This window comes from Arthrobacter sp. yr096, from assembly GCF_900108925.1.
Lineage (GTDB): Bacteria > Actinomycetota > Actinomycetes > Actinomycetales > Micrococcaceae > Arthrobacter.
In genome coordinates this window covers 345,127-367,123 of record NZ_FNYI01000002.1, presented here as the reverse complement: position 1 = coordinate 367,123, position 21,997 = coordinate 345,127, and the positions used below count along the sequence as shown (strand labels likewise).

The window sequence follows — 21,997 nt, the reverse complement described above, 5'->3', positions numbered from 1 at the left end:
CATGGAAGAACCTAAAGAAACCCTTGTCAGCCTGCGGTCAGTCACCCGCTCGGTCATCCTGCCGGACGATCAGCACCTGCATATCCTCCGGGGCATCGACCTTGAGGTGCGCAGCGGCGACCACACAGCCATTGTGGGCCGCTCCGGTTGCGGCAAATCGACGCTGCTCAATCTGCTGGGTCTGTTGGATATTCCTACATCAGGGGAAATGGAGTTTCTGGGGCAGTCCGCTGACCGGCTGAGCAGCAACGCCCGCGCCCGGCTCCGTGGTTCCACCGTGGGCTTTGTGTTCCAGCAGTTCAATCTCTTGCCGGGCCGCAGCGCTTTGGACAACGTGATCACCCCGTTGTTTTACGCCAAGGGCAGGGAATTCTGGCGTCGCCGGGACATCGCCATGGACATGCTGGACCGCGTAGGCCTCGCCGCGCGTGCCCACACCATGCCCACCATGCTCTCCGGCGGTGAACAGCAGCGCGTAGCTATTGCCCGTGCCCTGGTCCGGAGGCCGCGGCTCATCCTTGCCGATGAGCCCACAGGCGCCCTGGATGTGGAGACCGGCCAGTCGGTGATGGCCCTGCTGGATACCGTAGCCACCGAGACCGCAGCTGCCCTGGTAACCATCACCCACGACACCAATGTGGCGGCGCTGGCCCGTGCCTGCTACCGCCTGGATGCGGGTGTCCTGAGCCGCATGTCAGTAACTGAAACAACGGGAGTCAGCGCATGACCGGCTTTGTTTCCACGCTGGTGGAGGCGTGGCAGGAACTTCGCATCAACAAGGTCCGGATCCTCCTGGCACTCCTTGGGGTAGCGTTGTCTGTCGCTGCGTTGACTTCTGTGGTGGGCGTCGGCAGCCTGGTCCGCGAGGGCATCAAAGTCCAGTCGGAGCGTAACGGCGGCAGGGTGGCTACGTTGTCCCTGAATGTCGGCGGCCCCACCATGCCGGACCCGGCAAAGCTCGAAAAGGCTTACCAGGGAATCCAGCAGCGTTACGGCATCACCACCTCCACCCACGTGGGCCAGACGCAGGCGGGATTCCAGTTCCCCCGCGGAGTAACCAGCGTGAACATGACCATCGTGGACATCGGCTACGGCGTCATCCATCGCGTCCCGCTCCAGCAAGGAAGCTGGTTCGCCGCCGACGACGGCCAAAGGCTGGCACCCGCCGTCGTGGTTTCCGAGGCCTTCTACAACCAGGCCGGCAGGCCCAACCTGACCACCCATCCCACAGTGAGCATCCCAGGTGACCGCCCGGCCACGGCGGTGATCATCGGCGTCGTGCCTGACGCCTATCCGGAGACGCCACCTGCCGCCTTCATCCTCACGGAGGGAGCGGTCATGACGGGCATTGAACCGCAGATGTCCGAGTTCAAGATGTGGGTGGGGGAGGAGCAGGCTGATGCCCTCAAAGCAGCCATTACCGCCGACCTCCAGGGCCAGTTTCCCGGCTTCTACGCCCAAGCAGACCGCATGGACTACGCCGCCTGGGGCGATCCTTTGGGGCCGGCCCAGTGGATGGTTGGCGGCGTAGCCGGGCTGGTGCTGCTGCTCGGAGCCGTGGGGATGCTGAACATCTCCATGGTCACCGTGCGGTACCGGGTCCGGGAAATCGGCATCCGGCGCAGCTTCGGAGCCACGTCCGGCCGGATCTTCGTGGGCGTCATGATGGAATCCGTGGTGGCCACCGCAGTCGCCGGCCTGGCCGGGGTCATGCTGGCAGTCGCCGTGGTGAAGAATCCCTGGATCGAATCGAAGGTGGCGCCGGGGCTCACCGAGTACCCGGCCTTCCCCATCGACGCCGCACTGCTCGGATTCGGTGCTGCCGTCCTTGTAGGCGCACTCGCCGGAGCCATTCCCGCGCTCGTGGCGGTGCGCGTCAAGGTTATCGACGCGATCCGGTTCTGACCTCCTCGGTGAGCCTGCCCTGTTGAAGGCGGAAGCAGCGTTCCGTTTTCTGGGCCAGGCTGCGATCGTGGGTGACCACCAGAATGGTGGTGTTGTGGTCCCGGCTCAGGGAACTCAACAGCTCGATGATGTGCTCGCCGGTTTGTTCATCCAGGTTCCCGGTGGGCTCATCGGCCAGGATCAACTTGGGCTCGTTGGCCAGCGCCCGCGCAATGGCCACACGCTGCTGCTCGCCACCGGAGAGCCGGTTGGTCCGCCGGGAGTGCTTCTCCGGATCCAGTTGCACCTGCTCCAGCAGTTCCTTGGCGCGCTGCAGTCTGGCCGCTTTGCGGACACCGGCGAACTCCATGGGAAGCATCACGTTGTCCACGGCGCTGAGGTTGGGGATCAGGTTGAACTGCTGGAACACGAAGCCGATGTCCCGGCGTCGGTACTCAGTCAGCTTGCCGTCCGGCAGGCCGGCAAGGCTGACGCCATCCACGACGACGTCGCCGGAGGTGGGTTTGTCCAGCGCACCCAGGAGGGACAACAGCGTGCTTTTGCCGCTGCCGCTCTTGCCGACGATGGACGCCAGCGAACCCTTTTCGAGTTCGAAGCTGACGCCGTTGACCGGCTTGATGGTCCGGTCTCCGGACTTGAACTGACGGACCAGGTCCTTGACTACAATCACGGCTATTCTCCTCGGAGTACTTCGATGGGACGGATGCGGGCGGTCAGCAGTGCCGGGACCAACGCACCGATGATGGCCACCGCGAAAACCGCGGCGATGCCTGCTGCCAGGACGCCGGGGGAGACGCTCGCAGTCACGGAGGTGAGCAACTGGGAAGCCCCACCGAACGGACCTCCCTGACCACCGCCGGGCATTCCGCCGCCAGGGACCGCGCCGTTTGGCATGGCCCCGGCAAGACCGCCGCCGCGCTGGGTGGTGGTGGCCGCCGTCGTGGTGGTATTCGAACTGATGAGCGCGGACGCGATGCCGCCGCTGGCCAGTGAAGCAATCACGGCACCCACCACGCTTCCCAGGGCCACCAGAACCAAGGACTCCAGCACGAACTGCAGGCCGATGGTGCGGTTGCGGGCACCGATCGCCTTCAGGACGCCAATCTCACGGCGGCGCTCGCGGACCAGCATGACCATGATGAGCAGAATGATGATGCCTGCGGTGGCGAGGGCAGCGATAAAGGCGATCAGCGAGATGTTCTTGACGCTGTCCAACGAGCTGACAGCGGTTTCGAGGTTGCGCTGGCCCTGGGTGACGTCGGCCTTGTCCGTGCCGAGCGCAGCCTGGACGGCGGTCTTGGTGCTGTCCACGTTCTCCATGCTGTTGACCGTGACGATCATGGTGGAGAGTTCATCGGGGGTCTCAGCCAGGGTTTGGGCTTCCGGGAGTGTGACGTAGACGGCGTTGTTGCCGAACGTGGTGCCGGCGTCGAAGATGCCTGCAACAGTGAACGTCTTGTCCTGGATGGTGAACGTTGAGCCCACCGTCAGGCTGTTCTTCTCCGCAAGGGAGGTGCCCACCAGTGCCTTGGCTTCCGACGTGGTGTAATCGCCCAACCCGGTTCCACTGGTGATGTCCAGTGCCTTGCCCGTGCTGTCCACTTCGGCGCCAATGCCCGTGGCGGTGATCGGGAGCGTGCGCGCGGGCTGGGTTCCGGTGGTGCCCGTGGTGCCGCTCGTGTTGTTGCGGTTGCCGAGCGTACCGGCGTCGACGGCGGCCGTCAGGTTGGTGCTGACCGAGGCCTGCTGCCCGCCCGGACCGAAGCCGCCTCCGGGACCCGTCTGCTGGCTAGTGCCGGTGGTCGAATCCGTGGTGGCCGTCTGGAGGCGCAGGGCCTTGGTACCGACCACAGATGTCACGTTGGCCACCGATGCCGCAGTCTCAGCTTCCGCCGTCGTCAGCGGTTCCCCGCCGCCTTCGAAGCCCTGGCCGCCGGCCGGATTCACCGTCAACGTGGTGCCCACGGAAGCATTGAGCTCCTGGACCTTGGCACCCACGGCCTGGTTGGCCACGAGCATGGACAATGCCAGGCCGATGGCTACGGCCAGCACGGCGACAACCGCCGCCGTTCTGATTTTGTTGCGGAAGGCATTGCCTACGCTTCGGGCAAGGACGCTCACGTTTCTCCTCTTGACCTGCATGTTTCGTTAGGCCCGCTGGACGTGGGCCGCAGATCCAAGACTGCTGAGCGCTGCTGTGCGGCGCACCAGCCGAAGCTATGCGTGGGCTGTGAAAGCGGCCGGGCCTCCGCAGCGGACTCGGAGACAATCGGACTCTGGGAAAAGCAAAAGCCCCGGCCCGCCAAGGGCGGACCGGGGCTTTCTGTGGAGCTGACTTACTTGGTGATCGGGCCGAGTACCGGATCATCGACGTAAGCTGTCTTTACGTTCTCTGCCGTAACAATCTGCGGAGGCAGGAGGAACGCGGGGACGGTCTTGACGCCGTTCTTGTAGGAGTCCTTGTCGTTGATTTCCAGTTCCTTGCCGGCCTGGAGATCCTTCACCATGGTGATGGCGTGCTCAACGAGCTTGCGGGTGTCCTTGTTGATGGTGGAGTACTGCTCGCCTGCAATGATCGACTTCACGGACTCAACTTCAGAGTCCTGGCCGGTCACCACGGGGAGCGGCTTGCCGGCGGCCTTGACGGACGTCAGCACTGCGCGGGCCAGGGTGTCGTTCGGGGACAGGACGCCGTCCAGGGATGCGGTGCCGTAGCTGCCGGTGAGCAGCGTATCAGCGCGACGCTGGGCATTTTCTGCCTTCCAGCCCTGGGTAACTGCCTGCTCGAACGAGGTCTGGCCGGACAGAACCTTGAGGGTGCCGTCGTCGATCTTCGGCTTCAGGACGCTCATGGCGCCGTCAAAGAAGACCTTCGCGTTGGCATCGTCCGGGGAACCTGCAAAGAGCTCGATGTTGTACGGGCCGGAAGCCTTCTTGGCCTTCATGCCGTCCAGCAGGGCCTGGCCCTGGAGGACACCAACCTTGAAGTTGTCGTACGCCACGTAGTAGTCCACGTTCTCGGTGTTGAGGAGCAGACGGTCGTACGCGATGACGGTGGCGCCGGACTCCTTGGCCTGCTGAAGCTGCGTACCCAGTTGGGCGCCGTCGATGGCTCCCACGATGATGACCTTGGCACCCTTGGTGACCATGGCACTGATCTGGTTCTGCTGCTCGGACACGCCGCCGTTGGCGAACTGAACGTCGGCCTTGAAGCCGGCGCTGGTGAGGCCATCGTTGAACAGCTTCTCCGCCAGAACCCAGTTCTCACTGGTCTTCTGCGGAAGTGCGACGCCGATCAGCGAGTCTTTGGGGAACGCTTCCCCGCCTGCTGTGCTGCTGCTTGAGCCGCTGTCCGTGCGGCCGCAGGCTGTCAGCGCCAGTGCCGCGATGGCAGCGACTGCTGCTGCCTTTCCTGCTTTACCAAACATTCGCATATTTAGGTTCACTTTCTGTGTGGGTGGGGTGGAGCGAGTCTGTCAGGAGGCCGGTCAGGCTTCCTTGGAGATGACCTCTTTGGTGGAGGTTGTTTCGTCCGGCTTGATCTCGTTGTTCCGGCCGAAATTCTTCAGCAGCAGGCCGGTGATGGACCTCTTGCCCTGGGACTTGTTGTAGACATCGAAGGCGACAGCTGCCAGGAGCACCAGGCCCTTGATGATTTGGGTAAGGTCGGCGCCAACGCCCAGGAGCTGGAGGCCGTTGTTGAGGACGGCCATCACCAGGCCACCCACGATCGAGCCGATCACGGTGCCAACACCGCCGGTAACAGCGGCGCCACCAATGAACACGGCGGCAATGGCATCCAGTTCCCAACCGACGCCGTCAAACGGGCCGGAAGCGGTGGAGCGGGCAACAAAGATCATGCCTGCCAGGCCAGCCAGGATGGACATGTTCATCATGACCATGAAGTTGACCTTCTTGGACTGGACACCGGAGAGTTCGGCTGCGTGGCGGTTGCCACCCACCGCGTAGACGTGACGGCCGAGGACCGTCTTGTCAGCGATGAAACCGTAGATGAGAACCAGTACAGCCAGGATCAAGCCTGGGATGGGGAAGGAAGTACCGGGGCGGCCGGTGGCGAACAGGTACGTTGCGTAGAGGATTGCGCCGCAGATCAGCACCAGCTTGGTGACCTCAACCCAGAGTTCCGGAACATCGGCGCCCAGGGCCTTGTTGCTGGCACGTGCACGCAGGGACATGATGATCACGAACGCCACGGCTACCAGGCCCAGCAGCACTGTCAGGTTGTTGAAGCCGGTGTCCGGTCCAACTTCGGGCAGGTAGCCCGAACCAATGAACTGGAACTCCTTGGAGACCGGGATGGTGTTGGACTTGCCCACGAACTGGTTGAAGCCGCGGAACAAGAGCATGCCTGCCAACGTCACGATGAATGCGGGGATGCCCACATACGCCGTCCATAGGCCTTGCCAGGCACCGATCACCGCCCCCAGGACCAGACCGAAGAGCACGCCCATGTACCAGGGGATGCCCCAGTCACGCATGGCGAGGGCTACCGATACGCCCACGAATGCCGCCACGGACCCCACCGAGAGGTCGATGTGGCCGGCGATGATTACCAGGACCATGCCAATGGCCAGGATCAGGATGTAGGAGTTGCCGTTGAACAGGTTGATCACGTTGCCGGGGGTCAACGTGCGGCCCCCGGTGAAGATCTGGAAGAAGACGATAAGTGCCACCAGGGCGAAGATCATGCCAAACTGGCGGGTATTGCCACCAAATAGCTTCTTGAGCGCGTTCATTGTTTTGGTCCTTGTGTCAGGAAGGGGTAAGGCTGGGCCAACGGTCAGGCTGTCTTGCGGGCGGAAGTCATGAGCTTCATGAGGCTTTCCTGGCTTGCTTCGTTCTTGTCCAGGACACCGGTGATGGCGCCTTCAAAAATCGTGTAGATACGGTCTGACAGGCCCAGGAGCTCAGGAAGCTCCGAGGAAATGACAATCACTCCCTTGCCTTGGTTCGCCAGCCTCTGGATGATGCCGTAAATCTCGAACTTGGCGCCGACGTCGATTCCGCGGGTGGGCTCGTCCAGGATCAGGAGGTCGGGGTCAGTGAACATCCACTTGGCCAGCACCACCTTTTGCTGGTTGCCGCCGGAGAGCTTGGCCACGCCTTCCTCAACCGAGGGAGTCTTGGTCCGCAGGGATTTCCGGTATTCCTCCGCCACGGAGAATTCCTTGCGGGTATCCACCACCGTGTAGTTGCTGATCTTGTTCAGCGCTGCCGAAACCGTGGTGGTCTTGATGTCGTCCAGCAGGTTCAGTCCCAGGGATTTGCGGTCCTCGGTGACATAGCCGAGCCCTGCATCGATCGCGGCGCGGACGCTGCGGAGATTGACGGGCTTGCCATCCTTGTACACCTGGCCCTTGATGAAACGGCCGTAGGAGTGCCCGAACAAGGAGCGCGCCAGTTCCGTTCGCCCTGCGCCCATGAGCCCAGCGAAGCCGACAATCTCACCGCGGCGTACATAGAAGTTTGAACCCTTGCAGATCAGGCGGTCCTGGATCTGCGGGTGGCCCACTGTCCAGTCCTTGACCTCAAAGAACACCTCGCCGATCTTCGGCTCGTGGTCCGGGAAGCGGGACTCAAGTGTCCTGCCCACCATGCCCTTGATAATCCGGTCCTCGTCCACGCCATCACGCTTGACGTTCAGGGTCTCGATGGACTTGCCGTCGCGGATGATGGTGATCTCGTCCGCGATCTGTTCGATCTCGTTGAGCTTGTGGGAAATGATGATTGAGGTGATGCCCTTGCCCTTGAGGCCCAGGATCAGGTCCAGCAGGTGCTGGGAGTCCGATTCGTTCAGCGCGGCCGTGGGCTCGTCCAGGATCAGCAGGCGAACGGACTTGTTCAGCGCTTTGGCGATTTCCACCAGCTGCTGCTTGCCGACGCCGATCTCCTTGATGGGGGTATCGGGATCCTCGCGCAGGCCGACGCGGGCCAGCAGTTCGAGGGAACGCTTGCGGGCCTCCGCCCAGTCGATCACTCCCCATTTGGTGGGTTCGTTGCCCAGGAAGATGTTCTCCATGATGGACAGTTCCGGGATCAGCGCCAGTTCCTGGTGGATGATCACGATGCCTGCGGCTTCGCTTGCGCGGATGTCTTTGAACTGCTGCGTCTCGGCCATGTACACGATGTCTCCCGTGTAGCTTCCGTAGCCGTAAACGCCGGACAGGACCTTCATGAGCGTCGATTTGCCGGCACCGTTTTCACCACAGATTGCGTGGATTTCGCCGGCCATCACGCGCAGGCTCACATTCGACAAGGCCTTCACGCCGGGGAATTCCTTCGTGATCGAGCGCATCTCCAAGAGGATGGGATCACCTTGCGTGTCGAGGGATGTCATCAGCCCTTACGCCTCCAATGCATGACTTCGTTGTCGGCCCCGCAATGGCGAGGCTGTCTGATGAAAAAGTAAACTGGATCACCTATCTTGTCGTCAAGACTTGAACGCAAGAACCAGCTAACGATTTCGTTACCTTCCGGTAATACCCGCGTGTTGGAACACCAGGGCGGCTGCCCCGAGGGCCTCCGCACGTGCGCCGAGCGAGGACATTGCAAGGTGCGTTGTCTCGCCCACCACGGGTACTGCGTGACGCACCAAGCCCCTGCGGATAGGGTCAAGGAGCAGGTCTCCGAGGCCGGCGAGGGGACCACCAACAACGATCACTTCAGGGTTGATCAGGTTGGAGACGTTGCCCAAAGCGCGTCCCACAGCCAGTCCGGCGTCGTCCACCACACGCTGGGTTGCGGAGTCGCCGGCGAGGCAATTCCGGACGATGTCCTGCGGTGTCAGCAGCGTGTCCTGGCCACGTCCCAGCAGCTCGATCATCGTGGTGGTGGACGCTATCGTTTCCAGGCAACCCCTGTTCCCGCAACGGCAGACGAGTCCGTGTTCGTGGATGGTTGCGTGGCCAATTTCGCCGGTGATGCCCACGTTGCCGTAGTAGGGAAAGCCGTTGAGGATCAGGCCAGCGCCGATGCCCGAGCCGATCTTGAGGAACATCAGGTTGGAGACTCCGCTGTGAGGCCCCCACGTCACCTCGGACAAAGCGCCAAGATTCGCGTCGTTGTCAACGAATACGGGGCAATTGAGGGCTTCCTCCAGCCGGTGCAGGATGTCGATGCCCACCCATTCCGGGAGGATGGCGCCCTGGGCTACGGTGCCCGTTCGCCGGTCGATGGGGCCAGGAATGCCCGCGCCGGCTCCCACGACGGCCGTGCGGTCAATGCCGTTTTCCTGGAGTAGTTTTTCCAGCAGCCGGACGGCCGCGGCGATGCCTTCCTCGGCGTGATGACCCAGTGGCAATTCGATGTAATCCTCGGCAATGACGTGATAGCCCAGTGATGCGAGGACCACCCGCAAGTGGCGGCGTCCAAAATCGATTCCGACGGCGACCGCACCGTTGCTGTTCAATCTCACGTTGGTTGCCCGGCGGCCGGAGCTGGTGGTTGGCTCCGTGGAGACCAGGCCGGCGTCCTGCATGATCTTCACGATGTTGGACACCGTTGCGGTGGAGAGCCCGGTCTGCCGGGAAAGTTCAGCCTGCGTGGACGGCCCGCTCAACAGGCATTCGATAATGCGCTGTTGATTCAGGTGGCGGAGCGCGGACTGCGAGCCGGGTTTTCTTGGGTGGCTCTTCGTTGAGCGCTGCGTAGCGGGCATGACAAGAAGATTGCCCCACAAGCAACGTTGTAGTCAAGAAGTGAACACAACGAGTCAATCTTGTCCGACATACTCCAACGCAAGAACCGCCCCGCACACCCGTTGTGGGGCCTGGTGTGCGCCGTAAATCCCGTGGTTGGCGCGCAGAGTGGGCCCCGCAACGGGCACCTGCCGCCGGGCCTGCGGTCATTGCGTCCCACTTTGGAGGCCTGCGGGTCCAAATGCCCTAACATCACGGTCCCGCGCCTGCCTACTCTGGATGCAAGAAGATCCGGACGCCATGGGTCCGGTGTTGAGCGAAACCAAGGTGGTAATGATGCTGCTCTCAGTCCTGCAGGCGAACGCTTCCGTCATGGACGTTGAGGCGAACCTGCGCACAATCGACGACGCCGCGCAGCGCGCTGCCCACGCCGGGTCCGGCCTGCTCCTGACTCCGGAATTGTTCCCTGTGGGGTACGCCCCTCTGCGCCTGCACGCCGAACTGGATCCCGCCACGCTGCCAAACCTTCGCGAACGCCTGGCAGACATCGCCCGCCGGCACAAGGTTGGTCTGGTGTACAGTCTTCCGGCGCTAAGTCGCCAACACACAGCGCACGACGACGACGCGCAGCCGGCTGCCGCTGGCAACGGCTGGAATATCACGGCTACTTTGCTTGACGCCTCAGGTGCTGAGGTTCTCAACTACGCGAAAGTGCATCTCTTCGGCCCGGAGGAGCACAAGGCGTTCGTGGCCGCCCAAGAACCTCCCGCCGTCGTGGATTTCAACGGGATCCGTACGTCAATGCTGATTTGCTACGACGTGGAGTTCCCGGAAGCCGTCCGAGCGGCCGCCACACGCGGTGCAGAACTTCTGCTGGTGCCGACGGCGCTGTCCGCAGGCTTCGATAATGTCCCGCAGGTTCTTATCCGCGCCAGGGCTCTGGAAAGCCAACTGAACGTTGCGTATGCCAACCACAGCGGGCATGAGGATGTGTACACCTTCCTGGGCGGCAGCGTGGTGGCCGGACCGGACGGTTCCTTGCTCGCGGCAGCGGGGGAGTCACCAACGCTGCTGTTCGCCGAGGTCGGCACGGAAACCGTGAAAGCAGCCCGCAGTGAAGTCCCGTACCTGCGCGAACGCCGGCCGGAACTCTACGAAGAGTGGGATCACCGCGCCTAGCCGTCCGTCCCATCGGCGGAGGGGCCAACCACCAGCTCGTCCACGTACTGCAACGCGAACCACAGCTCAGCCCGCACCTGCGCCTGGTTGAGGTCCATGTCCAGCAGTTCGCCGAGCACCCCGATCTGCCGCCGCACACTGTTCCTGTGCAATCCCAGCAGCTTGGCGGAGCCGTCCCAGCTGCCATTTTCGCTGAGCCATCCCCGCAGCACACTCAGGAGTGGGTCCCGCCGATCGGCTTCCAGCGAGAGCACGGGAGCCAGGAGGCGTTCCGCCAGCATGGATCCCGCCTCCCGACCAAGGAGCCCGGTAACAGACCACGTCACCTCATCCACGCGTGCGCTCTTGCCGGTGGTAACAACGCGACTCCGCAGTGAACTCGCCCGTTGGTATGCCGCAGTGAGCCCCAGCAGTTCCGTCGGTTCGCCGATCACCAGCCGCCACCCCAGCTTCTCGACGTCGGCCAGCAGGGAGTCATCAACCTTTAGTCGGGTGATCGCAGCGAAGCCGTACTCGGTGATCTCTACGAGTTTGGTGTCAAACAGCCTCCGCCACTGCAGCAGCTCGCGGACGGGCCCGTCGTCGGCAGCGCCGTCCACCCTGACGCCTTGGACCACCCGCATCTGTGCCGAGCGGGTAGAGGAGAGACTCTGCGCCACCAGATCCTTGAGCCCGTTGACATGCTTGGTCCCGCCGGAGGTTATCGAGTCCGGGTGCAATAGAACCGCCGTGGCCAACTGGCTCGGAGCAAGCGAACCGCTGGTCCGCTGCCGCACCAACAGCTCCAGCAACCCCACGGCCGACTGAACTACGTTGTTCTGGGCAGGAGACAGCGGCGCATCCGAGCCGAGGATCAACGCACCGAGGTTCGCGTCTTTGGTACTACGTAGCGGATGCCCGAACACCAACGCCGATCCCGGTTGGTCAAAACCGTCCATCTCCACGCGAGGCCCGCTGCCGGACAGCAGCCGCTCCAGCATCGGCCCCAGCAATGAATGTTCGACGCCGTTGCTGCCGCCGCCGTTATGCCCACGGGCCCTGACCCGCCCGTCCGCGCCAACGAGGACAGCCCACACGGGCACCCGCAGAACAAGGGCTGCAAGCAGTTCGTGTTCCGGCCTGGGGGAGAGGACAGCCCGCATGAGCTGGCGGTTGGTGTCGGCCAGCTGCCGGAAGACCCTCGCGTTGTCCGTTTCCAAAAGCTGCGAAAATTCCAGCCCGATCGCCGCGAAGGGCAATGATTCCGGAACCTCGAACAAGGTGAGGTTGTGCCGGCGGCAGGCATCCACCAAGGCGTCGGGGACGGCGTCGAAATAGGGCCTGATCCCGAAGCCCAGCGCCGCCACCTTCGCATCTACCAGCCGTTGGACGTAGGCATCCACGTTCGCCGCCGAGCCACCTTTCCCCAGGAAAGGAAGCCCGGCGGTCAGGAGAAACTCACCCTCCGGCAGGTATGGCGTGGGATCCTCCAGCTCACTGGGTTCCACCCACCGCAGCAGCGAGGCGCCGCTGCCGCCGTCGTGAATCATGGTCAGCTCCGGCGGCAGCTGCTCCAGGAACTGTTCCAGCGTGACGAAACTCAGGCGGGCGGTGGCGGGCTCAGGCGACATTGCCCTGCCCGGCGGCGGCCGGCTCCTGGTAGTCGGGGCACCGGTACGCACTCGTGGCGTAGGCCCGGGGGAGCCGGGGCGCAATCCTGTTGATGATCTCGTCCCCGTGGCTGCCAATGGCGGCGCCCCAGTCGTCGGCGCTCGCCGCACCACACGCCGGGTCACCGAACAGCACGGCGGTGTCGCCGACGTCGATCCCTCCTGCGTCCGGTCCCAGGTCCACCATGAACTGGTCCATGCATACCTTGCCGATCACTGGCACGCTGCGACCCCCGATGTTCACCACGGAGCGGCCACTGATGCCCTTGGGAATGCCGTCCGCATAGCCGAGCGGGATGAGGCCGAGGTACCGGGGTTCGTAGGTGATGGCCTGGTGTTCGTAGCTCACGCCTGTTCCGGCGGGAACCTTCTTGACCATGACCAGCGGCGCCGTCACGCTCAGTGCTGGGCGCAGGCCGAAGTCCGCAGGATCCAGGTGATCAGCGGGGGCGAGGCCGTAGATGGCGAGCCCTGCACGGACCATGTCGAAGTGGAATTCGGGGCGGTCCAGGATGTTCGCGGAGCTGGACACGTGCCGGAGTTCGGGGTTCAACCCGGCTTCGTGGGCCTCGCGGACGGCGTCCTCGAACTCGGCCACGGCGGCGGCATTGCCTGGGTGGGCCGGGACGTCGGCCCAGGCCAGGTGGGTCCAGAGGCCACGGACGCGGAGTGTTCCGTCCAGTTCGGCTTGCCGGGCACGGGCTACCAGTTCAGCCCAATCTTCCTTACGCGCGCCGCCGCGGCTCAGTCCGCTGTCCAGTTCCAGATGCACGACGGCGGGGCGGCCGAGGCGCCCGGCGATGCCTTCCAGCACCTCCAGTTGGCCAACGCTGCCGAGGGACACATCGACGTCGTTTTCGAGCGCTTCAAGAATGGTGGCACTCGTCTGGGATGCCAGATACAGCCAGGAAAGGATGGGTACCGTGATCCCCGCTTGCCGGAGTGCCAGGGCTTCCGTGAGCTGGGCCGTTCCCAGCCAGTCAGCCCCGGCATCCACTGCGGCGCGGGCCACTTCCACCAACCCATGGCCGTAGGCGTTGCCCTTCACCACGGCCATGAAGTGCGGCGCTTCGGTGCGCATCTTCAGGGCTTTGACATTGTCTGAAATCGCGGACAGGTCCACGGTGACCTGTCCCGAAAGGGCCGCCGGGGCAGCCGCTTGATATTGTGCATTACGTCTCATGGTTGAACACTATAGGTCATTTTGCACCGCGGTGAGAGGTGGCTCACATGCCAGTCTTGTGGAGGGGAAATCGAAACTACTTGGAAGGGACGTCAAGGGTGACTGTGCCTGTGAACACCGAAAATTCAGCGGCGCCGGCCGTCACGAGGCCGAGCCTCGGGGCTCAGCTTTTGCGCCGCAAGCCCATTGGCCAGATGGTCAGTGAAGCCGGAAGCAGCGAGGGCGGTACGCCTTTGGTCCGCAGCTTTGGCGTCCTCCAGCTGACCATGATCAGCGTGGGCGCCACGCTCGGCACCGGCATCCTTGTCATCCTGGGCGAATCCGTGCCGCTCGCAGGACCGGCTATTTGGATCTCCTTTGTCATCGCCGGCCTCGCAGCCCTGCTCTCCGCCGTGTCCTACGCGGAAATGGCGGGACTGGTCCCCGTTGCAGGCTCCAGCTACTCCTACTCCTACGCCACCATGGGCGAGGGCATGGCCTGGATCTGTGGGTGGTGCCTCGTGCTGGAATACGCAGTCTCCGTGGCCGCGGTAGCCGTTGGTGCGGGGCAGTACGTCAATGAGACGCTGGCCGCCTTCGGCCAGTTCCTCCCTGACGCCGTCAGCCAGCCGCCCGGTGACGGCGGCGTGGTGAACCTCCCCGCAATGGTCATCGTGGTGCTGGCCATGATCCTGCTGGTGCGCGGTGCCCGTGAGAGTGCATGGATCAACACGGCCATCGTCATCATCAAGGTGGGCATTCTGATCTTCTTCTGCGCTGTAGCCTTCACCGCTTTCAACGCAGGAAACTTCGAGCCACTCCTCCCCATGGGTGCAGCAGGTGTATCCGCGGCCGCTTCGAGCGTCTTCTTCTCCTACATCGGCTTTGATGCCGCCTCCACCGCAGGCGAAGAAGCCAAGAACCCCAAGCGCGACCTGCCCCGGGCCATCATGCTCTCCATGGTGATTGTCACCAGCATCTACGTCCTGGTTGCCGTGGCCGCAATTGGCGCCCGGCCGTGGGGATGGTTCGACGGGACCGAAGCTGCCCTGGTGCAGATCCTCCACGAGATCACCGGCCAGCCGTGGATCGCTTTGGTCTTCTCCATCGGTGCTGTGCTGGCGATCGCCAGCATTGTGCTGACTGTTCTCTACGGCCAGACCCGCATCATGCTCTCCATGTCCCGCGATGGCATGGTGCCCAAGGTCTTCGGCAGGGTCTCCCGCCGCACCGGCACTCCGGTGGCCGGGACGCTCATCATCGGAACCGCCGTCGCCCTCACCGCAGGCTTGGTCCCGCTCGGTGCGCTGGCAGACGCAACCAGCATTGGCACGCTCTTCGCCTTTGCGCTGGTGAACGTCGCGGTCATCTACCTGCGGCGCAACCGGCCCGACCTTGAGCGCAGCTTCCGTGTTCCGCTGTACCCCATCACGCCCGTCCTCGGCACGCTGATGTGCGCCTACCTGATGGTGAACCTCGGTGCCGATACGTGGATCACCTTCGGCGTGTGGATGCTTGTGGGCATCGCCATCTACTTCGGCTATGGACGCCGGAACTCCAAGGTAGCCGAGCTCAGCGAGCAGGACTACCGTGAACTAACCACCAGGGCCGTGAGCCCGGAACCTGTGAAAGCAGAAAACTCATGACCATCGCCACCGAACTCCCAGACCTCGACGCCCGAGGCGAAGAGACAGCTCACACAGCACCGATCACCATGCTGAACCCGGACTTTCCGTTCAGCTACGACCACTACCTGGCGCACCCGGACGGTTTGGGCTCTGTTCCCGAGGAACTGTACGGAACGGAAGTGGCCATCATCGGTGCCGGCCTGTCCGGGCTGGTCACGGCGTATGAACTCATGAAGCTGGGCCTCAAACCGGTCATCTACGAGGCCGACCAGATCGGTGGGCGCCTTAGGACAGCAAGCTTCCCGTCAGCTCCCGGTGTGGTGGCGGACCTGGGCGGCATGCGGTTCCCCGTTTCCGGCAAGGCGTTCTACCACTACGTGGATCTGCTCGGCCTGGATACCAATGAGTTCCCCAACCCGATGGCGCCAGCGACCTCCAGCACGGTGATCGAGCTCGCGGGCAAGAAGCACTACGCCACCACGGCCGACGAACTGCCGGAGTTCTTCCGCGAAGTGGCCGACGCCTGGAAAGCCGCCGTCAACGATGGTGCTGCCTTCGCTGAAATGCAGGAGGCCATCAAGGCCCGCGATACCAAGCGGATCAAGGAACTCTGGAACGCGCTCCTGCCTGAGTTGGATGAGCAGACGTTCTATGGCTTCATCGCGGCCAGCAAGTCCTTCAAGGAAGCCGGCTTCGCGCACCGTGAAGCATTCGGCCAAGTGGGCTTCGGCACCGGTGGTTGGGATACCGACTTCCCCAACTCCATCCTCGAAATCCTCCGCGTGGTCTACACCGACGCCGACGACCAGCACCGCTCCATTAAGGGAGGAGCGCAAAGGCTCCCCGAGGCACTCTGGAACCACGCGCCGTCGGGCCTTAAGTATTGGCCGGAAGGCACCTCGTTGGCTTCCCTGCACTCCGGTTCGCCGCGCGGAGCCGTGGACAACATCCGCCGGGCGGAGAACGGCGACCTCCTGGTCCGCGAGAACTGGGGGCGCGAGGCCACCTACCAAGCCGTGGTGACCACCTGCCAGTCCTGGCTGCTGTCCACGCGAATCCACACCGAGGAAGCGCTGTTCCCAGCCGAGTTGTGGACCGCGATCGAGCGCTCGCACTACATGCAGTCGTCCAAGACGTTCGTGATGGTGGACCGGCCGTTCTGGAAGGACATCGATCCCGAGACCGGCCGCGAGGTCTTGTCCATGACCCTCACCGACCGCCTCAACCGGGCAACATACTTGCTCGACGACGGTCCGGACAAGCCCGCTGTCATGCTCCTGTCCTACACATGGAATGATGACGCCCTGAAATGGCTTGCGCTCACCGCCGAGGAACGCGTGAAGCTCATGCTGCACTCCTTGGAGCAGATCTACCCGGGCGTGGACATTTCAAGCCACATCATCGGGCAGCCGATCACGGTGTCCTGGGAAGCGGACCCCAACTTCATGGGCGCGTTCAAGGCCAACCTGCCCGGACACTACCGGTACCAGCAGCGCTTGTTCACGCACTTCAAGCAGGACCAGCTGGCGGAGCACCAGCGCGGAATCTTCCTCGCGGGGGACGACGTCTCTTTCACCGCCGGATGGGCTGAGGGTGCCGTGACCACGGGCCTGAACGCCGTGTGGGGAGTGGTGAACCACCTGGGTGGCGCATCCGCTGCCGGCAACCCGGGTCCGGGCGACCTGCTGGACGAGCTCGGCCCGATCTCCCTGGACTGATCTCCCCCTATACGTTGCGAGGCCCGCTCTGCGTCCCAAACCACCATGTTAGGACGCAGAGCGGGCCTCGCATTCGTGGTTGTGTGGCCAGCGGCTGGGCCGGTTCAGCGCAGGGCCAGTGCGAGCCCAAGCAGGGCCAGCGCGAGCAGCGGGAAGATCCAGCTGGTGATGATCAGCGTGAGAATCTTCGTCCCGGTCCCGTTGCGTGGAGTCGTGTTGGAGCGCGGGTCGGTGATGTACTCGCCGTCGTTGCCCCAAGACCGGATGGTGATGGCGATCGACAGGAGCACCATGACTGTGGCGCTGCCGACGAGCCAGGGCAGGGGATCCAACGCCAGCCATGCGTCGGCCTGGGTGGCTGGAGTCGTTACGGCCGAGAGGAGACCGGACATGGCGCAGATTGCAACGAGGGCGATGAGTACCCAGATGCGTCGGATGGCTGCGTGGATATATAGCGGCAGGAGGGCCATCGCCACCGCTGGTGTGGCCAGGAAGGCTACCTGTGCCGGCGAAACCAGCATCGCTTCGGAGCTAACCCAGGACGCCACTGCCTGGCTGAAAAGCAGGAAAGCCAAGAGGCTCAAGAGCAATGGCCAGAGTGCCTTCTTGACCCACTCATTGCGTGGTGCCGTTGGTAGTTCAAGCGCGGCGGCGTAGTTTCGGGCCGGCCCGAATGCTTCCTCGGCTCCCTGGCCCGAATCGCTGAGGAGCTCGCGCGCGCTTGCCACGGTGTCACCAATCGCGTCCCCACGTACCTGGCGCAGACGAAGCTCCAGGATGAGTTCGTCAAACCATTTTTTGTCGGTAGTTTCCTGCATCATGTAGTGATCTCCTTCGTGTGCTGTCCGTCGCTGAGGTATCGGTTGCTGAGTGCGGTGAATCGCAGCCAGTCCGCGCTGAGCCGGTTCTTTTCGGCACGCCCGCGGTCAGTCAACGCGAAGTACTTTCGGCCCGGTCCGCCGTCACCTGCCCGCCATTCGGTGGTTACCATGCCGGCAGCCTCGTAGCGAGTGAGGAGTGGGTAGAGGGTGCCGCCTTTGACGGTGCCGAAACCGTTGCGCTCGAGTTCACTGATGATCGCGTAACCGTAGGAGGGTCCGGCGGAGAGGGCATGAAGCGCAAAGAAACCCAGGGTCGCCCTCAGCCAATCGCTTGGCCAATCGGCGCCCTCTGACGCCGGTGGCTCAGGATGAGAAACTGTCATGACTATATTGTCACTCTAAGTAGTTAGCCTGTAAAGCCACTGATACACAGCGAGGCCCGCTCTGCGTCCCAAAAACTCAGGGTGGGGCGTAGGGCGGGCCTCGCAATTGCTTTCTAAGCGTGCATTTCCCGGTGCGCTGCAGCCAGCTCCTTGTAGTGGGCTGCGTTGTGCTTGACGCCCTCGAACTCCTCATCGGTCAGTTCACGGCGGACCTTGGCGGGCACGCCGGCCACCAGGGAGCGGGGTGGAATGACCGTGCCTTCCAACACCACGGCGCCTGCAGCTATGAGCGAGCCGGTTCCGATCACCGCGCCGTTGAGGATGGTGGCGCTCATGCCGATGAGGCAGTCGTCCTCCACAGTGCAGCCGTGCACGACTGCGCTGTGCCCCACGGAGACGCGCTCGCCCACGGTGCAGGGAAAGCCGGGGTCGGCATGGAGGACCACGTTGTCCTGGAGGTTGGACCCTTCGCCCACGCTGATCGCGGCTATGTCGGCTCGGACGGAGACGCCATAGAAGGCGCTGGAGTCCTTGGCCAACGTGGCCTTGCCGATGATGGACGCAGTGGGTGCCACGAAGGCGGTTTCATGGATGGCCGGGGTGTCTCCGGCGAAAGTGTAAGAGGGAGCCATGGCCCCAGCCTATTCCCAAGTAGGTGGCACATCAGGCCGTTCTCAGTGCCGGGAACGACCTGATCTGCTACTCAGTAGGTTGCAGGTCAGTGGGGTGCAGGGGTGCGGAAGACAAGGAATTGGTAATGCTGGGACCAGTTTCCCGCGCCCGGCCCGGACTCCACGCCCACACCCTCTGGCCACGTCCGGAAGTGCTCCACCGAGCCGTGTTCGCCAAAGATCCCACGCACGGTATCGTCGCTGCGGCGGCTGAAGAAACGCCGCGGTTCTTCGAGGTCTTCCGGGTTCAGTACTTCGCAGTCCTCACCTGACCAGAGCCCGACGGCGATTGGCGCACCAGATGCGGTGACCCGCACAAGTTCGCGGACGACGTCGTGAATTCCGCTGTTGGGGACATGAAGGAGAGTGCTCATGGTCCAGGCAGCATCAAACACTGCATCCGGAAACGGCAGGCTGCGCCCGCTCGCTACTGAGGCGTCGAGCCCTGCCGAGCACGCCACATGCACGCTTTCCGGTGACAAATCCACGCCCGTGTAATGAATCCCCGCGCGGACGAACTCCAGCCCCTCAACGCCGGTGCCGCAACCGAGCTCCACCAACGAATGACGGTGCTCGGACTTCAACAGACGGACAAACCATTCACGGCATTCCATCCGGTGCGGGGTCAGGGAGCGAGTGTTCCGGACGGCAGCATGGCGGTTGTAATAGACCGCCAGGTCAGCTTCGTGATCGGCCTCGGGGATGCCGTGCATACCCTCAGCATAGGAGTGGTGTTAGTTGAACACCACGGTGCGGGTGCCGTCCAGGAGAACCCGGTGTTCGGCGTGCCACTGGACCGCCTGAGCCAGCGTACGGCCCTCCACATCTCGGCCCATCTGGACGAACTGCGCAGCCGTGCGCGCGTGGTCCACGCGGATGACTTCCTGCTCGATGATGGGCCCCTCGTCGAGGTCGGCCGTCACATAGTGGGCGGTGGCGCCGATGATCTTCACACCTCGGGCGTGAGCCTGGTGGTACGGCTTGGCGCCCTTGAAGGAGGGAAGGAAAGAGTGGTGGATGTTGATGGCCTTGCCGTTCAACTCCGTGCACAGATCGTTGGAGAGCACCTGCATGTAGCGTGCCAGGACGGTGAGTTCAGCATCGTGTTCGGCGATCAGTTTCAGCAGCTGGGCCTCGGCCTGTGGCTTGGTTTCGGGGGTCACCGGAATGTGGTGGAACGGGATGCCGTAGAACTCCGCCAACGGCTCAAGGTCACGGTGATTGGACACGATGGCCGGAACGTCAATAGGCAAGGTGCCGGTCCGCTGCTGGAACAACAGATCGTTGAGGCAGTGCGCGTCTTTGGAGCACAGGATGATGGTGCGGACCTTTTCGCCCACAGGGTTGATCTGCCATGTCATCCCGAAGGATTCAGCCACCGGCCGCAGCGCCGCAGCCAGTTCCGTCTGGGAGCTCGACGTCGTTGCCTCCACCCGCATGAAAAAGTTGCCAGTGCTGGGGCTTCCGTACTGCTGGGAGTCGGCGATATTGCAGCCGGACTCGAGGAGGGCTCCGGCTACCGCGTGGACAATGCCGGGGCGGTCGGGGCAGGAGAGTGTCACAACGAAAGCGGTGGAGTCAGTCACACGATCAAGCCTACCTGTGCTGCCCTGTTGTACTGTTAATGGGTCGCAACTGGCGTTGGGTGGACTACCACCAGGGAGCGGCAATCACGAAGACCACGGATCGTACGCCTGGGCCGAGGGTCATGTCTTACCGTTGCACGCACGTGACCGATGCCTCCCGTCATCAAGGGGACGCGGGAATGCTGCTGCCGGTAGCCTGACCTGTAGCACCACCCATTCCCTAGCCAGGAGATCTCCGTGACTACCACCACCTCAGCGTCTGTCAGCAACCAGACGCTTGCCGAACTCGATCCCGAGATCGCAGCAGTCCTCAACCAGGAACTCGGCCGCCAGCGCGGCACCCTGGAAATGATTGCGTCCGAAAACTTCGCACCCCGCGCCGTCATGGAAGCCCAGGGCTCCGTCCTGACCAACAAGTACGCCGAGGGCTACCCGGGCCGCCGCTACTACGGCGGTTGTGAATACGTCGACGTCGCCGAGCAGCTCGCCATCGACCGCGTCAAGGAACTCTTCGGCGCTGAGTTCGCCAACGTCCAGCCGCACTCCGGTGCGCAGGCCAACGCTGCAGCGCTTTCGGCCATGATCACTCCCGGGGACAAGATCCTGGGCCTGTCCCTGGCGCACGGTGGGCACCTGACCCACGGCATGAAGCTGAACTTCTCCGGCAAGCTCTACAACGTAGCTGCTTACCAGGTTGAAGAAGACAACTTCCGTATTGACATGGACAAGCTCCGCGAGCAGGCCATTGCCGAGAAGCCGCAGGTCATCATTGCCGGCTGGTCCGCCTACCCGCGTCACCTGGACTTCGCTGCCTTCCGCTCCATCGCCGATGAAGTGGGCGCCCTCCTCTGGACGGACATGGCGCACTTCGCCGGTTTGGTTGCAGCAGGGCTGCACCCGAGCCCGGTGCCGTACTCCGACGTCGTCACCTCCACGGTTCACAAGACCCTGGCAGGTCCCCGTTCCGGTGTGATCCTTGCCAAGCAGGAGTGGGCCAAGAAGCTCAACTCCAGCGTTTTCCCGGGCCAGCAGGGTGGGCCGCTCATGCACGTCATCGCCGCCAAGGCCGTCGCCTTCAAGATTGCCGGCAGTGAAGAGTTCAAGGAACGCCAGGAGCGCGTCCTCGAGGGCGCCAAGATCATTGCTGACCGCCTCAACCAGTCCGACGTTGCCGAAGCCGGCGTCTCGGTCCTCACCGGCGGCACCGATGTGCACTTGGTCCTGGTTGACCTCCGCAACTCCCAGCTGGACGGCCAGCAGGCCGAAGACCTCCTTCACTCCGTGGGCATCACCGTGAACCGCAACTCCGTTCCGTTCGACCCCCGTCCGCCGATGGTCACCTCCGGCCTCCGCATTGGTACGCCTGCTTTGGCTACCCGCGGATTCGGTGCCGCTGAGTTCACCGAGGTTGCCGAGATCATTGCCACCGCGCTCAAGGCCGGTTCCTCGGCAGACGTCGAGTCGCTGCAGGCCCGCGTGGACAAGCTCGCCGCTGACTTCCCGCTGTACCCGCAGCACGAGCAGTGGTAATCCGCATCCCAGCGGATAAATAACGCATCACCCCGGCATTGAACCGGAGCTAACGGGATCCGCCGCCACACCTACGGCGGCGGGTCCCGTTGGCATGAGCCAACAGG

At 63.4% G+C, this 21,997-nt stretch carries 19 protein-coding genes; 6 read left to right on the top strand and 13 right to left on the bottom strand.

Going from position 1 to position 21,997, the window contains the following annotated elements:
• Position 1 precedes the first annotated feature (1 nt).
• Both BMY91_RS06425 and BMY91_RS06420 read left to right on the top strand, forming a co-directional pair.
• Entirely contained in the window at positions 2–727 is a 726-nt protein-coding gene (locus BMY91_RS06425; RefSeq protein ID WP_090820044.1) for an ABC transporter ATP-binding protein, read from the top strand.
• Positions 724–1,905: an ABC transporter permease gene (locus tag BMY91_RS06420; RefSeq protein WP_090820041.1), complete on the top strand. Its 1,182-nt coding sequence runs from the start codon at positions 724–726 to the stop codon at positions 1,903–1,905. The genes BMY91_RS06425 and BMY91_RS06420 overlap by 4 nt, the downstream gene beginning before the upstream one ends.
• On the opposite strand, the gene BMY91_RS06415 is transcribed toward BMY91_RS06420, so the two are convergent.
• From BMY91_RS06415 to BMY91_RS06390, 6 genes are all read right to left on the bottom strand, one after another.
• Positions 1,883–2,575 carry an ABC transporter ATP-binding protein gene (locus tag BMY91_RS06415; RefSeq protein ID WP_024820032.1) on the bottom strand — a complete coding sequence of 231 codons (693 nt, stop codon included), beginning with the start codon at positions 2,573–2,575 and terminating at the stop codon, positions 1,883–1,885. The two genes, BMY91_RS06420 and BMY91_RS06415, sit on opposite strands and share 23 nt — an antisense overlap.
• 2 nt (positions 2,576–2,577) lie before the next feature.
• Positions 2,578–4,026 (bottom strand): ABC transporter permease, encoded by a 1,449-nt coding sequence (locus tag BMY91_RS06410; protein ID WP_090820032.1) that lies wholly within the window; start codon positions 4,024–4,026, stop codon positions 2,578–2,580.
• A 215-nt stretch (positions 4,027–4,241) separates the two neighbouring features.
• Positions 4,242–5,339 (bottom strand): substrate-binding domain-containing protein, encoded by a 1,098-nt coding sequence (locus tag BMY91_RS06405; protein WP_090820029.1) that lies wholly within the window; start codon positions 5,337–5,339, stop codon positions 4,242–4,244.
• A 54-nt stretch (positions 5,340–5,393) separates the two neighbouring features.
• Complete coding sequence (gene mmsB, locus BMY91_RS06400) at positions 5,394–6,662, bottom strand: multiple monosaccharide ABC transporter permease (protein WP_090820026.1); 1,269 nt, start codon at positions 6,660–6,662, stop codon at positions 5,394–5,396.
• Between the two features lie 44 nt (positions 6,663–6,706).
• Complete coding sequence (gene mmsA / locus BMY91_RS06395) at positions 6,707–8,263, bottom strand: multiple monosaccharide ABC transporter ATP-binding protein (protein WP_090820023.1); 1,557 nt, start codon at positions 8,261–8,263, stop codon at positions 6,707–6,709.
• A gap of 129 nt (positions 8,264–8,392) precedes the next feature.
• Positions 8,393–9,583 (bottom strand): ROK family transcriptional regulator, encoded by a 1,191-nt coding sequence (locus BMY91_RS06390; RefSeq protein ID WP_090820020.1) that lies wholly within the window; start codon positions 9,581–9,583, stop codon positions 8,393–8,395.
• A gap of 313 nt (positions 9,584–9,896) precedes the next feature.
• Here BMY91_RS06390 and BMY91_RS06385 point away from each other — a divergent pair, with 313 nt between their 5' ends.
• Entirely contained in the window at positions 9,897–10,742 is an 846-nt protein-coding gene (locus BMY91_RS06385) for a carbon-nitrogen hydrolase family protein (protein ID WP_090820679.1), read from the top strand.
• Here BMY91_RS06385 and BMY91_RS06380 read toward each other — a convergent pair.
• Positions 10,739–12,352, bottom strand: a complete 1,614-nt coding sequence (locus BMY91_RS06380; RefSeq protein ID WP_090820017.1) for a PucR family transcriptional regulator — start codon at positions 12,350–12,352, stop codon at positions 10,739–10,741. The two genes, BMY91_RS06385 and BMY91_RS06380, sit on opposite strands and share 4 nt — an antisense overlap.
• Entirely contained in the window at positions 12,342–13,574 is a 1,233-nt protein-coding gene (gene alr, locus BMY91_RS06375) for an alanine racemase (protein ID WP_256212618.1), read from the bottom strand. The genes BMY91_RS06380 and alr overlap by 11 nt, the downstream gene beginning before the upstream one ends.
• A gap of 194 nt (positions 13,575–13,768) precedes the next feature.
• Between alr and BMY91_RS06370 the strand changes: the two genes are divergently transcribed.
• Complete coding sequence (locus BMY91_RS06370; RefSeq protein ID WP_371261028.1) at positions 13,769–15,199, top strand: amino acid permease; 1,431 nt, start codon at positions 13,769–13,771, stop codon at positions 15,197–15,199.
• Entirely contained in the window at positions 15,196–16,899 is a 1,704-nt protein-coding gene (locus tag BMY91_RS06365; RefSeq protein WP_177179854.1) for a flavin monoamine oxidase family protein, read from the top strand. The genes BMY91_RS06370 and BMY91_RS06365 overlap by 4 nt, the downstream gene beginning before the upstream one ends.
• 104 nt (positions 16,900–17,003) lie before the next feature.
• Here BMY91_RS06365 and BMY91_RS06360 read toward each other — a convergent pair whose 3' ends face one another.
• The 5 genes from BMY91_RS06360 to purU all read right to left on the bottom strand — a co-directional run bounded on the left by BMY91_RS06360 (position 17,004) and on the right by purU (position 20,360).
• A complete protein-coding gene (locus BMY91_RS06360) occupies positions 17,004–17,720 on the bottom strand; it encodes a hypothetical protein (protein WP_090820014.1) in 717 nt (238 codons plus the stop codon).
• Positions 17,717–18,103 (bottom strand): PadR family transcriptional regulator, encoded by a 387-nt coding sequence (locus BMY91_RS06355; protein WP_090820012.1) that lies wholly within the window; start codon positions 18,101–18,103, stop codon positions 17,717–17,719. Before BMY91_RS06355 ends, BMY91_RS06360 begins: the two co-directional genes overlap by 4 nt.
• A 113-nt stretch (positions 18,104–18,216) precedes the next feature.
• Positions 18,217–18,735 (bottom strand): gamma carbonic anhydrase family protein, encoded by a 519-nt coding sequence (locus BMY91_RS06350; RefSeq protein ID WP_090820010.1) that lies wholly within the window; start codon positions 18,733–18,735, stop codon positions 18,217–18,219.
• 86 nt (positions 18,736–18,821) lie between these two features.
• Positions 18,822–19,487, bottom strand: coding sequence for a class I SAM-dependent methyltransferase (locus BMY91_RS06345; protein WP_090820008.1), 666 nt, complete (start codon positions 19,485–19,487; stop codon positions 18,822–18,824).
• Between the two features lie 21 nt (positions 19,488–19,508).
• The gene (purU, locus tag BMY91_RS06340; protein WP_090820005.1) at positions 19,509–20,360 is read right to left on the bottom strand and encodes a formyltetrahydrofolate deformylase; all 852 of its coding nucleotides are present in this window, start codon (positions 20,358–20,360) and stop codon (positions 19,509–19,511) included.
• Positions 20,361–20,597: 237 nt separating this feature from the next.
• Between purU and glyA the strand changes: the two genes are divergently transcribed.
• Complete coding sequence (gene glyA / locus BMY91_RS06335; RefSeq protein ID WP_217639209.1) at positions 20,598–21,890, top strand: serine hydroxymethyltransferase; 1,293 nt, start codon at positions 20,598–20,600, stop codon at positions 21,888–21,890.
• Positions 21,891–21,997 lie beyond the last annotated feature (107 nt).

Coding starts and splice junctions, on each gene's coding strand:
- BMY91_RS06425 (WP_090820044.1), top strand. CDS start 2: ATGGAAGAACCTAAAGAAACCCTTGTCAGCCTGCGGTCAGTCACCCGC.
- BMY91_RS06420 (WP_090820041.1), top strand. CDS start 724: ATGACCGGCTTTGTTTCCACGCTGGTGGAGGCGTGGCAGGAACTTCGC.
- BMY91_RS06405 (WP_090820029.1), bottom strand. CDS start 5,339: ATGCGAATGTTTGGTAAAGCAGGAAAGGCAGCAGCAGTCGCTGCCATC.
- mmsB (WP_090820026.1), bottom strand. CDS start 6,662: ATGAACGCGCTCAAGAAGCTATTTGGTGGCAATACCCGCCAGTTTGGC.
- mmsA (WP_090820023.1), bottom strand. CDS start 8,263: ATGACATCCCTCGACACGCAAGGTGATCCCATCCTCTTGGAGATGCGC.
- BMY91_RS06390 (WP_090820020.1), bottom strand. CDS start 9,583: ATGCCCGCTACGCAGCGCTCAACGAAGAGCCACCCAAGAAAACCCGGC.
- BMY91_RS06385 (WP_090820679.1), top strand. CDS start 9,897: ATGATGCTGCTCTCAGTCCTGCAGGCGAACGCTTCCGTCATGGACGTT.
- BMY91_RS06380 (WP_090820017.1), bottom strand. CDS start 12,352: ATGTCGCCTGAGCCCGCCACCGCCCGCCTGAGTTTCGTCACGCTGGAA.
- alr (WP_256212618.1), bottom strand. CDS start 13,574: ATGAGACGTAATGCACAATATCAAGCGGCTGCCCCGGCGGCCCTTTCG.
- BMY91_RS06370 (WP_371261028.1), top strand. CDS start 13,769: ATGGTCAGTGAAGCCGGAAGCAGCGAGGGCGGTACGCCTTTGGTCCGC.
- BMY91_RS06365 (WP_177179854.1), top strand. CDS start 15,196: ATGACCATCGCCACCGAACTCCCAGACCTCGACGCCCGAGGCGAAGAG.
- BMY91_RS06360 (WP_090820014.1), bottom strand. CDS start 17,720: ATGATGCAGGAAACTACCGACAAAAAATGGTTTGACGAACTCATCCTG.
- BMY91_RS06355 (WP_090820012.1), bottom strand. CDS start 18,103: ATGACAGTTTCTCATCCTGAGCCACCGGCGTCAGAGGGCGCCGATTGG.
- BMY91_RS06350 (WP_090820010.1), bottom strand. CDS start 18,735: ATGGCTCCCTCTTACACTTTCGCCGGAGACACCCCGGCCATCCATGAA.
- BMY91_RS06345 (WP_090820008.1), bottom strand. CDS start 19,487: ATGCACGGCATCCCCGAGGCCGATCACGAAGCTGACCTGGCGGTCTAT.